Source organism: Nostoc linckia z4, assembly GCF_002608075.1.
Classification (GTDB): domain Bacteria; phylum Cyanobacteriota; class Cyanobacteriia; order Cyanobacteriales; family Nostocaceae; genus Nostoc; species Nostoc linckia.
Genome location: NZ_LAHA01000012.1, coordinates 62,485 through 75,410, shown reverse-complemented (window position 1 = coordinate 75,410; position 12,926 = coordinate 62,485). Strand labels below are relative to the sequence as shown.

Genomic DNA, 12,926 nt, shown 5'->3' with positions numbered 1-12,926 from the left:
TTTTTCAAGATGATTGACGACGCTAAATTTAAACGCGGCATCGCTTTGCTGCAACAGCACTTTAATCGAACTCTATCGGATGATGCGATCGCTATCTGGCGAGAGTTCTTAGACGACAACCTCAGCGACGAGGATTTTACTCAGGCGATTAAAGAAGCCGTGTTGAGTTGCGAGTTTTTCCCCACGGCTAAAAAACTTGTGGAATTCGCTATCGGCGCTCTAGAAGTTGCGGCTATCCAGCAATGGCAAATTATTGTCACTGCTGCCAGCACTGTAAGCGAGACTTGGATTAAAGAATTGCTTGGTAGCTTGTCTGAGCGATCGCGCGCTAGCTTGCAAGCCATTGGTGGACTGCAAGCAGTTGCAATGACCGATGATTGGAGTCTTAGGAAGTTAGAAAAACAGTTTATCACCGTCTATTGCCAGTCCCCTTCCAAAATCAAGCTTTTACCACCTGCCAAGATTCAGCCAATAAACTACGAAGCGGAGCCTGTAGCCAGGGACTACACACCACCCGATCCTTCTACCAAACCAGAAGCCCTGCGAAGAGTGCTGGAAGCTTTGGATCTACGCGTTGCTGGACTTGAACAGTCGGACGAATCGAAAGCGACCAACACCTTTTTCCTTCGCTACCGCTGGAAGATTGATGAAGACCGTCTTTCCCATTATCTAAATCTAGATCTAGAGAGTAAACGAGGGCTTCTCTTGATGATGGATTCCGCGTTTCGAGATAAAGCGTCGTGGCGTTCGGCGGCTTTTGCGTTTGACAAATTCACTGGCTATAAAGCAGGGCCGGCTATTGATGCCAGAGCAATCGCTCGCCGATGGCTAGAGGAAGAGGAAGTATGACCGAATTGACCGAATACGAATACCTACAACAATACGTGATGGATCGCTATTGCACTTCTGTAGAAGCTCTAGTGCATCCAATCCACGATCTGCACAAAAGATCTCTACTGAAAGGCGATATGCAATCAGCAGAATTTTTCGAGGCGGCACGGAATGCCATCCAGCAGAAATTATTCTCCGAACGCATCCGTTCGCAAGACATAATCCACTGGCTCAAGCTCGATACCGAACTTCGGCAAATGGGCGAACAAACTTATCCCGACGTGATGGAGCGATATCTTAACAAAATCGAGGTTTTTGATGAAAGCTATTAGTTTATGGCAGCCGTATGCATCCTTGATTCCCTTTGGATTAAAGAGATACGAAACGCGCTCTTGGGGCACAAATTACCGAGGCCCGTTGTTAATTTGTTCGGCGAAAAAACAGTCTAGAGAGCAAGAGCAAATTTACGACGAAATTCTCTACAAATATCAAGACCAATATCCCGGTTTGATTATAGATGGTGAGTGGTGCAGGGAATGGGACGACTTGCCTAGAGGTTATGCGATCGCCATTGTCACCCTTACCGATTGTGTCCAAATGACTGAAGAGTTCATAGCCCAACAATCGCAAATTGAAATCGATTGTGGCGATTGGCAGGTCGGGCGTTGGGCTTGGAAGCTGGAGAATATCAGGAAGATCAAAGAGCCTTTTCCAGTTAAAGGCAGGCAAGGATTTTTCAGTGTTGATGTTGATTTAGCCGTTGAAGTTTTGGAGGCAGTCAATGTGTGATTGTGAAATTCCGGAGGTCTGGAGCGAGTCTTACCCCAAAGCCAGAATTGCTCACAAGTGCTGCGAGTGCGATCGGCGAATAGATACAGGAACAACCTATCGGCTAATGAAAGGGCTTTGGGATGGATGCTGGTCTACTTACAAAATGTGCTTAGAGTGCGAGAAAGTAAGCAATGCTTTTCAAGAAAAAGGTGGCTGCCACTGTATTGGCGGACTTTATCAAGAATTGATCGACTCTGATGTCTTGCTTCGAGATGAAGAAAATGAAGAGATCTGGATCGAGCAAGAGTCTTGGTTAAAAGTTGTTTGCCAGCATCCGATCAAATGCGAGGTAGTTGAGGAGGCGGCATGATACGCGATTGCAACGAAAAGTCAGAACAAACAAATACTTGTCCCCTTGGCTTGGAATGCCCAGATGAAACCGATAACTACGATGAATGCATCAATTCGGAAGCTTGCTATCGGTGGACGGAGGCATGGGATTTGTATGAAATTTTTGTCCTGGGTGACTTGCCACCAATATTTTTGAACAACGGTAAGCGGGACGATTGGACGAAACCCGAATACGGCTTTGAACGCTTAAACAATTGCGACTTTCTTCTTTACTACGTAGCCAAATTTATCCAGTTTGAGCAGTGGAAAGAAGCTTACTACAAGCTCAACCGCAGGTATTGTGCCTGCGTGAGAAAAGAACATTTTGCTCAACTGGAAGAGTTAAGAAAAGCGATCGACCAAGAATACGCTCAGTGCGGAATGACAACAGAAGACATCCCTTTTTAAGAGTGAAGAGGAATTGCTATGAAAGTAATTATCAGAGTCCAGGAAACGGTTACTAAAGATGCAGAGATTGAAATTCCAGACGACACGGAAGATCCGAAGCAATATTGCCTAACACTCTACAACGAAAATGCTCTAGAGTCCGAGCTTGAGGTATCTGATTCTACCTGTTCTTCTTTTGAAGTGGAAGTTGTGGAGCCAAAATTATGACCGCCACCGCACCCAATCTCGGCAAAACCTTCAACGGGACAGCCAGACCCGCCACAGATGAAGATATCAAAATCTTGGAGACTGGAGACTGGATAAAAAGACGAGAACATCCTTGGTGCTACCAATTCAAAAAGTGGGACGGCGACAAGGCGATTTGTACCTGGGAAGGAGATGAGTTTTTCGTCCCGCGTCACTTGTTAATGGTTGTTGAGGTTCTAGAAGGTCAAGTTTGTGAAAAATTTTTCAGGAAGCTAGAACAACGCAACTTGAAAGAGACTGAGATATCCACAGATTATAGTCAGTTGAAAGTGGGCGATCGCCTTATTCATCACTCCACTAACGGCAAAGGAATTCACACTCACTTCGCCACTGTGATTGCAGTAAAAAAGGATGAAATTACTTTTTTACGCGAACACAACAGGTGTTACGACGCGTTTAGCTACAAAAAGTTGAAGGAAGCGGGATACAGCAAATACCTACAATCCCTGACGAGGGAAAGTGTCAAGCCAGGAACCTACATCGTTGACCGATTCGGGTCTTTGGCGATTGTCACAAGCGACTTAGGTTTTGGCTTTGTGGTTGATTGGCTGGGCTTTGGTTCAGTCCCCAATCCTCCATCTGGTAAAGCGCTGACCTATAACTGGGAGCGAGATGGCAAGACGATCGCGTCATTTGCGATCGCGCCTGATGAATTAGTGTCCAAGTATAACGATCTATCTTTGAAAACCGTTGGCATCGAGGCGAGTAATGGCACTTCAGATCGGAAAGAAGTGTCCAAAACCAGAGGCGAGGAAATTTTATCAGAACAGCGTCAACAGGCTCTCTCCAAGCTCAAGAATGGGTACAGGTATTGGGATGCCACATCCAAGCGCTTTGGTAAATTTGTTGGCACACAAAAAGAGCTTGCCCAATTGGATGATGACGACAAAACTTTTACCGTTTGCCCTACAAACCTGTGGCAAGCCAATCTCTGGGAAGGTTTGAGAGTCCACCGTGCAAGATGGGGGAATGGTGTCATCGCTCATTGGCATCCATACACTGGCGGTTGGTGGGTGATTTGGGACGAAAAACCAGATTGTGCTTGTCAAGACGATCTGTTGGTTCCAGCGATCAATGTAGGCGATAAATTCGCACTGAGTCCGGGAGTGACTCAAGAATTTGAGGTGAAGGCGATTTCTAAGGAGGAGAAACCATATCACATCAAGTGGAGGCACGGGCCTGACGAAACACATCAAGTCGATCTTGAATTTTTCAGGAGGTTCAAACGTGTTGTGGAAGATGACCGTTGGAACCCCGACAATTTTGGGGAAGTGCCGCGCCAAGTGGATGCTGATGGGCAAGCGACCATCTTTTTTGATGACAGCGACGAACCCCCAGAACCTGATGATTTTGACACTATTGAGGAGTTTGATCGGGCTTGGGAGAAGTGGGAACAGCGCAAAGCCCTATCCAGTGATAAACCAAAGGCTACTGAAGGCATCGCTAGCACTCCTGAAAAATTTTCCACAAACCAAAACGACGAACAACCTTCATCTATGACTGAGTTCAAAAAAGGCGATCAAGTCGCCCCTGCTTGGCCTGCTGGCAGAGGTAGAAGAGGCGTTGTCGAGAGAGTTGAGAAAAATTTTGCTTACATAGACTGGGCTAATGGAACTTCTGGGAAAGTCCGCTTTGACCAGTTGTTGTTAGTTGAAAGAGCAAAAGAAGAATCGCTCCCTACTCCCTTCTGGCGCTCCAAGTTTGGATTGCACCCCTGCGACCAAGTACCAGAGGGCGCGCAAAAAGACCATATCCGCTGTGATACCCTCCCTGTTGACCAGCAAATTCGCATTTCTCAGGAGCGAATTTTTCAGCAGAATTGGCGCATTCAGGATTTGGAGTCTCAGCCTAAACAGTCCAAAGACATCAAAAAAACAATTGAATCAGCTAAAAGTAACATCGCCTTTGAAGAAGGATTAATTGATTTGCTACTTCCCTCACTGATTATTTATCGCCAGTTCCTGGATTTAGGCTTGTCCGAGGGTGAAGCTAAGAGGGAGGTTCTTGGGATAATCGCAAATCAAACCCCGCTGCCTCCAGCTTGCCATCAATGCTGGCCATCTCTTCAGTCGTAAAATCCCCAATCCCAGAAATCCCGCTCATCGCTTCTCTGAGTTTGTTGAGGGCAAATTCCAAAGTCTCAATTTTGCGGAGGGAAGTGAGGGTGGTGAGAAGAAGCGTAAAAGCTGTGTTGGCTTTTATTGTTTTTTCGGCAGCTGCATACGCCCTTCCCCACTCTGGGGAACTATCTAAAAGTGAAATGAGTTTGTCCCAGTCTTGAAATGGAGTAAGGGGTGATGGTGCAACCCAAGTATTGGTCGTGCCATCCCAATAATGTTCGGGTGACGGCTGTGGTGGTTTGGTAATTATATTCTGCCCGTTCCAGTAAACTTCAGATAAAGGTAAGTCCGGGCCCTCGGTTAGGGAAAAGCTTTCTGGTAAATTATCTGTAAATTCGGTACTTGTCCCCGCTATTGCGCCATCTTGAATCAAAAAAAACATATCACCCCACTGGAATAAAATTTCTCAATATCAATTGCCCGGACGAGGCAGAAGCGCCGCCTTTTTGCCCGCCGGCACCGCCAAAGCCCCCGCCGGCACCGCCGCCAACTGCTGTGCCGGTGTCAGTGCCATCCGCGCCAGCTGATAATAAAATCGTGGAGCCGCTTGTATTGTTGGAGGGACTAATCAAAACCACCTGACCGCCGCCGCCAGCACCGCCGCCACGCGAACTAATCCCGGCCCCATCGCCGCCATTGCCGCCACGCACGTCAATGTTCGCAGTCGCAGAAATCGTAATTGATGTCAGGCTTTTGAGTAGCACGAGTCCGCCACTACCGCCGCCACCGCCAGTGGAATATCCGGTGCCTGTTATGATGCTGCCGCTTGTCCCGTTCCCTCCTTTGGCGTTTATGGCTCCGGTAACTAATATTGCTCCGCCGGCTTCAATAGTTAGCCCGCCGCCGCCCTTCCCGCCGCCAGCAACGCTCCCAGAGCTAGAGGCGTTGCACGAGCAAAAGCCAGAGCCACCCCCCGAACCGTGGCGAGTTAATACGTAGTTATAAGCTTGTCCTGTCCCGCTTCCAGATCCACCACCGGGGCCCGCACCCGATAATCCTCCGATGTTTCCCGCGACACTGGTGGAAAAGCCGGCCCCGCCGCTGATGGGCGTGTTGACGTTGATTGTCCCAGCAATGGTGGCATTCCGAGCCACGTAAATGTGAGCGCCTCCGCTAATTGTCAGTGTTGCGCCTGCTTGAATGGTAAAGTTTTGAAAATAATATTCACCTTGATCGAAAGTCGCCGTGCCTGAGAGCGTGTAATCGCCCTCGCCCCCAGAGCCGCCAAAGGATCGAACTGCCTCTTGTCGCGGAGAAACCATAAATCGCGGTCGCAAATCCACAACCGAACCAGAAATAGCGCCGCTGACTGTAACGATCTTTGCTAGACTGATTCCCAATAATGGAGTGGAAGTACTAGCGACAACAGATCCAGATGAGTTGACATAAATGTAATTAGTGGCATTATCAGTTAAAGAAATCGTGCCAGGGGTGATTGTCGCGATCGCTCCATTAGGCAGGGTTGCCGCCCCTCCGGTGTAAGTAGCGCTCAATCCGCTAGAAGCGCTTACTTTTAGGGCGTCTCTAAAAGTCGTCCACTCCGGCTTGATTTGCCCTGCTGTGTTGCTGAGGTCATCGTTGGTGATTTTGGGGTTATGTCCGTCTAAATCTTGGCCATCAAAGGTGGGATTGTTGATTGCGTTGAGAAAGTCCGCAGTTACTGTAGTTCCATTTACAAAAGTTGTTTTACTCATCAAATGCCTGCGTAAATAATTTTGTTGATCACCAGATAAGGCGGCATATTTTCGTGGGAAGCTCCGCCGCCAGCGTTTCCAGTGGTTGCATTGGTGGCTATCGTTGTTCCTGCTGATAATCCCGCTGCGCCGCCAGAAGCGACAGCGTTTGCGAAGCTGGGGGTGATACCCGATGCTGGAGCGTGATTGTGAACTGGCATTTCGTTGCCAGTCAAAGCTACTCTTTCACTTCCTCCATTACCTGCAAGATTATTCGCTCCAGAAGTAATTCTCGATGCCGCCCCTTGCGCGGTGCCCATGTTATCAGGCGCTATCCCTGTTCTTCCTCGATAATCAGGAATATTGAAGGTAGTCGCGCCGTTACCCGCGCCGTAAGTTGTGCCGATCGCGGCAAATAGCGCTGCATAAGTTGTGCGAGAAATTGCTCTGCCATCGCACAACAGCCATTTACTAGGTGCCGAGGACAGTGCCCAATCGATCATTCCTCCAATGGGCACTGTTCCTACAGCAGCGATCGCCCCATCGACGTAAGCAGTATTGGCAATGCGCGTGTTGTTACTGCCGGGCGATTGGTTGGGGCAAGTGGGGTTGCCTGTCAGTGCAGGGTTAGCTAAGAGTGCGTAGCTTGCCAGATCGGTAATTCGTGCTAGCTGCTCGATGATGTCGCGCACTGCATTGCGGCTAGGTGCATCCGTCGCCCCATTCCATCCAGCTGCGTCGTAAGTTGTATCGTTTCCGCCAGTTCCCCCTGCATCGCCCTTTTGGGCTAAAAGCTGCCAGTAAGTTGTATTGATAACTGAAGGCGTTTGATTTGCGGCAGGATCGGCGTTGATGTAGACCCAAGAAGAGCCGCCATAAGTTACCGAGTCGTCTCTTTGGTAGTAAGTCGCAGCTGAATAAGCCCCTTTGAAGCGAGGGCCGCCGCGCAGTGCTTCTACAAAATCGGCGTCAGTGGTGAGTAGTTCGGCAAGACTTCGCACCGTCCGAGGTAGGGAGTCTGTAGAAACCCGCGAGGGAATGAGAGAAGCAAATTCAACTGATAAGGTATTGGGTACAACGGCGTGAAAATCCATCACCACGCTTGATTCTGTGCTGGTGACCTGCCCTAATTGCAATGATGTATCGGCATCGTAAAACGTGCCCGTGTAATAAAGGCTACCCTCGATAACCACTGGCCCGTCGTATTGCGTGCCGTCAGCAAGCCAGTAGGTAGTTTTTGTAGTGTGCCTGTTGACAACAAAGTGGTAAGTGACATTACTTGTGGCGCTTTCAACTACGCTTACACCGCTGAGCGTGCCAGAAGTGAAATTGAAGGTATGGGCAGCTAGAGTATAAATTGAATCAGGTGTTGTGGCAGTATCAACCAATGGGGCATCGAGAGCGATCGTTAAATCGCCGTCAAACGCCACCCCACCCGAATCTACGAATTTTCCTGTTATTTGCGTCATGGGGGTAGGGTTCCCCATGATTAGGGAGCAGGGGAGATGGGAAAAGGGTAAAGGGTAAAGGGGAAAGGGGAAAGGGGAGATGGGGGAGATAGGGAGATRGGGGAGAAAAATTGCTACCTTGTCCCCCTTGTCCCCCTTGTCCCCCTTGTCCCCCTTGTCCCCCTTGTCCCCCATGTCCCCATGCCCTGTTTGGCCAATGCCTAATGCCTAATGCCTAATGTCCAACAACCGATTCCCTAAACTGTTTCCCGGCAGAAAATGCCGGGACTCTGGTTGCTGGAATATCCATTTTTTCATTAGTTTTGGGATTGCGACCTTCCCTGGCTTTGCGATCGCGCCTCTCAAACGAGCCAAATCCCACTAGCGTTACCTTATCGCCATTAGAAACGGTTTCGATAATGGTGTCGATAGTGGCAGTTAAAACTGCATCGGCTTCTTTTTTGGTGATGTTGGCTTTAGCCGCGATCGCGTCTATTAATTCACCCTTGTTCATAACTCAATCTCCCTGAAATGCTCGAAATATAACGCCAGATGCTTTCCGACGCAAGGCGACAGGAACGCACTGGCTCAAGATTGTAACTAAAACTCGACAGAACTATCAAAAACTGGGTCACCTGCCACCGAAAAACCGCAATAGAACTGTGAATAACATACCGTTGACTTGACGTAGACAGGCCCATAGAGCCGATTGAATTTTACTGCTAGCCGCCACTTGTATGAGGTTCGCAGATAAGAAAGCGGCAACAACAAGAAATATTCCAAGGGTTCGCCACCTAGCGCATCACCCGCTACGTTGCGCCCTGCGAGGAATTCACCCAGTAGGTAAATTTTGCCTTGAATGCTGAAAGTTTCAAGCAAGAATTCCAGCACTGCCCTTGTGCCCTTAGATTCCCAGATAAAGGTGAAGGCGTTGGTAATGAGCGATCGCTTCTGTTCTTGGCTCCAGCTAGTTTCCCAGTATTCGCCCGTAAAGCCGCACAGTTGTCCGAGCCAATCCAAGTTTTCAGTCTTGGCTGTTACTGGGTCAAGGTAATCGGTGTAAAAGTTGTCAACCGCTTCCTTGGCTGCCATTAGATATTCATCTATTGGCAGAGTCAACCAATCCGCCACGGGGTCAAGTTCTGGATCGTCTGGCGAAACCTGGTACTTCTCTTCAGCGATTGGCAGACGTTTATAAATTGGCCTTCCTTGTTCCCAGGCTGATGGCATAAGCGTTAGGGGTGAATTTTAATCCAGTATTCGACCTTGGCATTAGGGTTAGTTGTCGCCAAGCGATTAACTATCCCTGCTAGATGAGAGGCTTTGCGCGGCGAATCATCTGGCGAACGCAATATCACCTCGGTTTCAGGAACCGAAAGCCAGTCCTCAACGTGGTAGTTTTTGCCAATGATATATTCGCTGCTCATTAATCTAGATCCCCTCCCTCGCCATAGCTGTAACTGAAGCTTTGTCCTTCTAGCACCAGATCGACTGTGAGGTCAAGTAGATAAGCCGCGCTATAGCTATTAGGAAGCTGAATGTCTGCATAAGAAACATCCAGTGCATTGTGCGTGGAAACTGACTGCACCAAATCCACACCCGCCAACTTCACCTGAAACTCTAATTCTTTGAGGTTGATTGTTTCTCCCAAAGGTAAATTCCCTGGTTGTAGGTACTCTTGCAGCCGCTGGTAAATCGTCAGCGTGATCGCTTCTGGGTTGCTCCCAGGAAGTAGAGATGCGATCGCGTACACTTCCAATGGCACAAGCTCAATGCTCGAAACGTAGACCAGTACACCAATTGGCGCTTTACCTGGCGCTCTAAGTGCCGATTGTAGTTCGTTTATTTGGGCTTGGTTTAGCTCTGTGCCGTCTGGGTTCAACCCAAAAACGTGTACCGCGCCTTTCTCGAAGCTGACTTTATCGGCTGCCAATAAGCCGACTGCTTTGGTCACGCTGCCTTCACCCAGTAGCAACTTTGTTTCCTGTTCGTAATCATCAGCGCTCGTCAGTCCCCGCCGCCGCAGTGCCACAAATCCCCGTGCCCTGGCTTCGTCTTCTGTTTCTTCGTCGATTCCGCCTGATGCAGGTTCTGTGTTAGTTACAGATTGCAGAAAGGCCCGCGATTCTGAGAGATTCTTGATGGTGTAAGCAGGAAGGTTGTATGCTCTTCCCAGGTTTTCAGCTGTCGCCGGCACCACCCCAGCAATTGATCCGGCTGGAATTACCAAGTCTTCATCAGTCAAAAAATTATAGGTATTGCTCACATCGCTTACCATATACCCGGCGCTCAGGTAAAATGGACTGCCAAGCGGCGCTGATAACGTGAAGATGAGGCTTACTTGCGCCGCTTTTCCCAATCTCCTTTGGATGCCAGCAATTTTCAAAAATTCCACCGCCATCGCTGATGGTAGCTTGTTGGTGTAGTACAAATGCTCTAACACGGCGAACAAGTGACCCTCATACAGCGCCACGATGGGGGAAGCTGCACTAAAGTCATTGAGTCGGCGATCGCTTGCCGTGTAGCACCTATCCTGCATAGCTTGTAGGATCAGCTTGGGGTCTGCTGGGTAGAGCGATTCGGGTTGTAGGGGAGTAAAGCGAGTGGGATTTGGCATAATAATCTCAGATTTCCCCCCGTGGTTATGGTGCTTAGTATCTACCTTGATAAAAATAATCCTGGAGAATTGTGCTGGGCAGGTGACACTCTCGCTACCGTAGCCCAATACAAAGCAGCCCTTGTCGAAGCCCGTAAATTCTGCCCAAAACGCCCTAGAGATGCCTTTTTGCCGCTTGACAAGCACGAATACATTGAGCTTGAAGAAGGGATTTTTATCGTCAATGAAAACCTGGAACTGCTAAACGGCACGCCACGTACATCAGAGACGATTAGGCACTATCTGGCGGATTCCGCCAGATAGATCTTGTATAATTGGGGTGCGATGAAGCTTGCAGGTCAGAGTAAGGGTCTCACTTTAAATTACCTGGTGCGCGGAGTCAAAGCGATTGCTAGGGACATGGCAACACATCAAAGGGAGCCTGCAATTGTTTGTGCGATCGCATCTCAAGGCAAAGTGGCAGAAACAGTAATGCGGGTTGCGACCGAGGGGTGTAATGTGCGATCTGACGGCTGAAATGATAGTACGCAAGAAAATATCAGATACCCTCAATGCGGGTGCAATTCCCGTCTTTGCCTTTGACAGAATAGCAGACTAGATATGGGGAAAACACGAAACGACGCAGCTAAAATACTGCTTGCTCAAGGATGGACTTTTGAAGAGGTTGAGTCTGTTCCGATCAAAAAGGTTGCTAGGGCGCGGACGCCTAATAAGCCCAAGCAAGCAAAACAACGCAAAAGCAAAGACGCATCTTGAGCTTGATAGGCGATCGCATTCACGATTTCAATACCAAACTAATCGGCGGCTGCGGCACTTCCCCGATACTCCACTCAATCCGCACACTCAATCCGCCACCTTCTTGAATGCTGCCAGTTACCGCAAACTCAACATCGGGGATTTGTTCTTCTAGCGCCACTTTGATGCGGGCCAAAACTACTTGGGGTTGCGCGACGGCATCAAAGATAAAGTCGGGACAGCCAAATTGCTGCCGCATAATTCTTTCTGTGGGGCGAGTTTCGAGAACTCCAAAGATCGCATCCCTAATTGTGTCAAAATCCTCACTCAGTTTGAGTGAGCCGTTGAAGACTTGAAGTGGGTAAGCTAGTCCCCTAACCTTGACCATTGCTCACCTCAAATGCTTTTAGTGCCGCATCTTGCCACGCTCGTCGTCGGGCTTCATCCATAGATTTGTTCCACACTCCTTCCAGTTCTTCGCGAGTGGTGGGCAGTGTGATAACTCCACTTTTTGCCAAAGATAGGCTAAAGGCGATAAATGCTTCCTTACCTAAATCAAAATTACTCATAGTTAACTCATATTAGTTGACTAAAAGCTTGGAAAACGCCTGATTAGTTTACCAAGATATGCGAGTATAACTTTTGTGTTCCGTGCTTATTAATACCCGCGAGAGTTATTTGTGTCGCCATCGGTATCAGTTGAACCAACCACAATTATGCTCTTGCCGTTGATTGTGACATCAGCTGCGTTGACAATTGAGATCGCACTTCCGGAAGCGTTCCAGATCCAACTTGTGCCGCTAGCTCCCCCCAATTCCCACTCTTGCCCTGCCGCGTTGCCAAAACGCAATTTTCCACCAGCCATGACAATATAGCCGCCAGAGCCATCCTCCAATCGCACCTCGGTTAGTCCAGCGATGGTAACTTTGTTGTTAGCAGCTTCAATAGCTATTTCACCAACAGAAGTAGTCAGCGAGTACGTTTGTTCGACTTTGACTACATGGTTTTGGTCTGTTTCATCAACTCTGTCGCCCACCGTCTGATGCGTGCTGCTGCCGATGATTGTGCGGCGATCGTTTCCTTGCACTTCCACTGCACAATCGCGTACTGGGTCAGATTGCGTGGGATCTGGCGGGTTGGTGTCGTTGTGGGTTACGCCAAGCCACACGCCATCGTGGGGGTCACCGTCGAGAAACTGAAAATACGCAGTTGAGCCAACTGCGGGGATAGGCGCGTCCATCGCCGGCGCTGGGTTGCAGTGCGATAGCCAATCCGTTGGTGATAAACCTGCTTTGGATTGGGGTGATACCTTGATCCGCCGCTGATTGAGTGGGTCTTGGTTATCGGTCACAATACCGATTTGCAGCCCGTACACTCGGTTTGGGAGTTCGGCGAGTTGGGCTTGCAGGCGCTGGAGTTGGGCTAAAGTGCTTAGAATTTGGGACATATAGCTATTTTTCCCAAAGTTCCTATGAGTCACGCGCTCCCGCCCACACTTGAAGTTGCCGTTTTATTGCGAATATCCGAAATTAAGCGCAGAGGCTACATTCCCGATCATCTTTATCACCAAGCCCAAGAAGCAGGCGAGCTACTTGCTAATAAGGGCGATGCGCTGCTGTTTGGCGGCAAGAAGGGTGAGGCAGCGTAGTTGTTTAATCAAGTGGCGCAGTCCATCGCAGTCCTTGCC

General features: G+C 49.0%; 22 protein-coding genes. 12 read left to right on the top strand and 10 right to left on the bottom strand.

Going from position 1 to position 12,926, the window contains the following annotated elements; genetic code table 11:
• The first annotated feature begins 9 nt into the window (after positions 1-9).
• The 7 genes from VF06_RS12795 to VF06_RS12765 all read left to right on the top strand — a co-directional run bounded on the left by VF06_RS12795 (position 10) and on the right by VF06_RS12765 (position 4,721).
• Complete coding sequence (locus tag VF06_RS12795; RefSeq protein ID WP_099067889.1) at positions 10-849, top strand: hypothetical protein; 840 nt, start codon at positions 10-12, stop codon at positions 847-849.
• A gap of 38 nt (positions 850-887) precedes the next feature.
• Positions 888-1,163, top strand: a complete 276-nt coding sequence (locus VF06_RS12790; protein WP_143861859.1) for a hypothetical protein — start codon at positions 888-890, stop codon at positions 1,161-1,163.
• Entirely contained in the window at positions 1,150-1,620 is a 471-nt protein-coding gene (locus VF06_RS12785; protein ID WP_099067887.1) for an ASCH domain-containing protein, read from the top strand. The genes VF06_RS12790 and VF06_RS12785 overlap by 14 nt, the downstream gene beginning before the upstream one ends.
• Positions 1,621-1,726: 106 nt before the next feature.
• On the top strand, positions 1,727-1,972 hold the full coding sequence (locus VF06_RS12780) for a hypothetical protein (RefSeq protein ID WP_099067886.1): 246 nt from the start codon (positions 1,727-1,729) through the stop codon (positions 1,970-1,972).
• On the top strand, positions 1,969-2,400 hold the full coding sequence (locus VF06_RS12775) for a hypothetical protein (protein ID WP_099067885.1): 432 nt from the start codon (positions 1,969-1,971) through the stop codon (positions 2,398-2,400). Before VF06_RS12780 ends, VF06_RS12775 begins: the two co-directional genes overlap by 4 nt.
• Positions 2,401-2,418: 18 nt before the next feature.
• Entirely contained in the window at positions 2,419-2,607 is a 189-nt protein-coding gene (locus VF06_RS12770; RefSeq protein ID WP_099067884.1) for a hypothetical protein, read from the top strand.
• Positions 2,604-4,721 carry a hypothetical protein gene (locus tag VF06_RS12765; RefSeq protein WP_099067883.1) on the top strand — a complete coding sequence of 706 codons (2,118 nt, stop codon included), beginning with the start codon at positions 2,604-2,606 and terminating at the stop codon, positions 4,719-4,721. Before VF06_RS12770 ends, VF06_RS12765 begins: the two co-directional genes overlap by 4 nt.
• On the opposite strand, the gene VF06_RS12760 is transcribed toward VF06_RS12765, so the two are convergent.
• From VF06_RS12760 to VF06_RS12745, 3 genes are read right to left on the bottom strand one after another with little or no spacing between them, the layout of a single operon-like run.
• A complete protein-coding gene (locus tag VF06_RS12760) occupies positions 4,636-5,148 on the bottom strand; it encodes a hypothetical protein (RefSeq protein WP_099067882.1) in 513 nt (170 codons plus the stop codon). The genes VF06_RS12765 and VF06_RS12760 overlap by 86 nt on opposite strands.
• A gap of 1 nt (position 5,149) precedes the next feature.
• Positions 5,150-6,460 carry a hypothetical protein gene (locus VF06_RS40670; RefSeq protein WP_180267625.1) on the bottom strand — a complete coding sequence of 437 codons (1,311 nt, stop codon included), beginning with the start codon at positions 6,458-6,460 and terminating at the stop codon, positions 5,150-5,152.
• Positions 6,460-7,908: a phage tail protein gene (locus VF06_RS12745; RefSeq protein WP_180267624.1), complete on the bottom strand. Its 1,449-nt coding sequence runs from the start codon at positions 7,906-7,908 to the stop codon at positions 6,460-6,462. Before VF06_RS12745 ends, VF06_RS40670 begins: the two co-directional genes overlap by 1 nt.
• A 79-nt stretch (positions 7,909-7,987) precedes the next feature.
• Between VF06_RS12745 and VF06_RS42605 the strand changes: the two genes are divergently transcribed.
• A complete protein-coding gene (locus tag VF06_RS42605) occupies positions 7,988-8,119 on the top strand; it encodes a hypothetical protein (RefSeq protein ID WP_257208124.1) in 132 nt (43 codons plus the stop codon).
• A 3-nt stretch (positions 8,120-8,122) separates the two neighbouring features.
• Here VF06_RS42605 and VF06_RS12740 read toward each other — a convergent pair whose 3' ends face one another.
• The 4 genes from VF06_RS12740 to VF06_RS12725 all read right to left on the bottom strand — a co-directional run bounded on the left by VF06_RS12740 (position 8,123) and on the right by VF06_RS12725 (position 10,504).
• Positions 8,123-8,401 carry an HU family DNA-binding protein gene (locus VF06_RS12740; RefSeq protein WP_099068845.1) on the bottom strand — a complete coding sequence of 93 codons (279 nt, stop codon included), beginning with the start codon at positions 8,399-8,401 and terminating at the stop codon, positions 8,123-8,125.
• An 86-nt stretch (positions 8,402-8,487) separates the two neighbouring features.
• Positions 8,488-9,117 (bottom strand): phage tail protein, encoded by a 630-nt coding sequence (locus VF06_RS12735; RefSeq protein WP_099068846.1) that lies wholly within the window; start codon positions 9,115-9,117, stop codon positions 8,488-8,490.
• 5 nt (positions 9,118-9,122) lie between these two features.
• Positions 9,123-9,314 (bottom strand): hypothetical protein, encoded by a 192-nt coding sequence (locus VF06_RS12730; protein WP_099068847.1) that lies wholly within the window; start codon positions 9,312-9,314, stop codon positions 9,123-9,125.
• Positions 9,314-10,504: a baseplate J/gp47 family protein gene (locus VF06_RS12725; RefSeq protein ID WP_099068848.1), complete on the bottom strand. Its 1,191-nt coding sequence runs from the start codon at positions 10,502-10,504 to the stop codon at positions 9,314-9,316. Before VF06_RS12725 ends, VF06_RS12730 begins: the two co-directional genes overlap by 1 nt.
• Before the next feature lie 27 nt (positions 10,505-10,531).
• Between VF06_RS12725 and VF06_RS12720 the strand changes: the two genes are divergently transcribed.
• The 3 genes from VF06_RS12720 to VF06_RS40665 all read left to right on the top strand — a co-directional run bounded on the left by VF06_RS12720 (position 10,532) and on the right by VF06_RS40665 (position 11,260).
• The gene (locus VF06_RS12720) at positions 10,532-10,807 is read left to right on the top strand and encodes a hypothetical protein (RefSeq protein WP_099068849.1); all 276 of its coding nucleotides are present in this window, start codon (positions 10,532-10,534) and stop codon (positions 10,805-10,807) included.
• A gap of 3 nt (positions 10,808-10,810) precedes the next feature.
• Positions 10,811-11,020: a hypothetical protein gene (locus VF06_RS42020; RefSeq protein WP_143863040.1), complete on the top strand. Its 210-nt coding sequence runs from the start codon at positions 10,811-10,813 to the stop codon at positions 11,018-11,020.
• Positions 11,021-11,104: 84 nt separating this feature from the next.
• Positions 11,105-11,260 (top strand): hypothetical protein, encoded by a 156-nt coding sequence (locus tag VF06_RS40665; RefSeq protein WP_180267322.1) that lies wholly within the window; start codon positions 11,105-11,107, stop codon positions 11,258-11,260.
• A 19-nt stretch (positions 11,261-11,279) separates the two neighbouring features.
• On the opposite strand, the gene VF06_RS12710 is transcribed toward VF06_RS40665, so the two are convergent.
• The 3 genes from VF06_RS12710 to VF06_RS12700 form a co-directional block, all read right to left on the bottom strand.
• Positions 11,280-11,627 carry a GPW/gp25 family protein gene (locus tag VF06_RS12710; RefSeq protein ID WP_099068851.1) on the bottom strand — a complete coding sequence of 116 codons (348 nt, stop codon included), beginning with the start codon at positions 11,625-11,627 and terminating at the stop codon, positions 11,280-11,282.
• Positions 11,614-11,808: a hypothetical protein gene (locus tag VF06_RS12705; RefSeq protein ID WP_099068852.1), complete on the bottom strand. Its 195-nt coding sequence runs from the start codon at positions 11,806-11,808 to the stop codon at positions 11,614-11,616. Before VF06_RS12705 ends, VF06_RS12710 begins: the two co-directional genes overlap by 14 nt.
• Positions 11,809-11,897: 89 nt before the next feature.
• Complete coding sequence (locus tag VF06_RS12700) at positions 11,898-12,686, bottom strand: phage baseplate assembly protein V (protein ID WP_099068853.1); 789 nt, start codon at positions 12,684-12,686, stop codon at positions 11,898-11,900.
• A gap of 24 nt (positions 12,687-12,710) precedes the next feature.
• Here VF06_RS12700 and VF06_RS42015 point away from each other — a divergent pair, with 24 nt between their 5' ends.
• The gene (locus tag VF06_RS42015) at positions 12,711-12,887 is read left to right on the top strand and encodes a hypothetical protein (protein WP_180267321.1); all 177 of its coding nucleotides are present in this window, start codon (positions 12,711-12,713) and stop codon (positions 12,885-12,887) included.
• Positions 12,888-12,926: the final 39 nt, after the last annotated feature.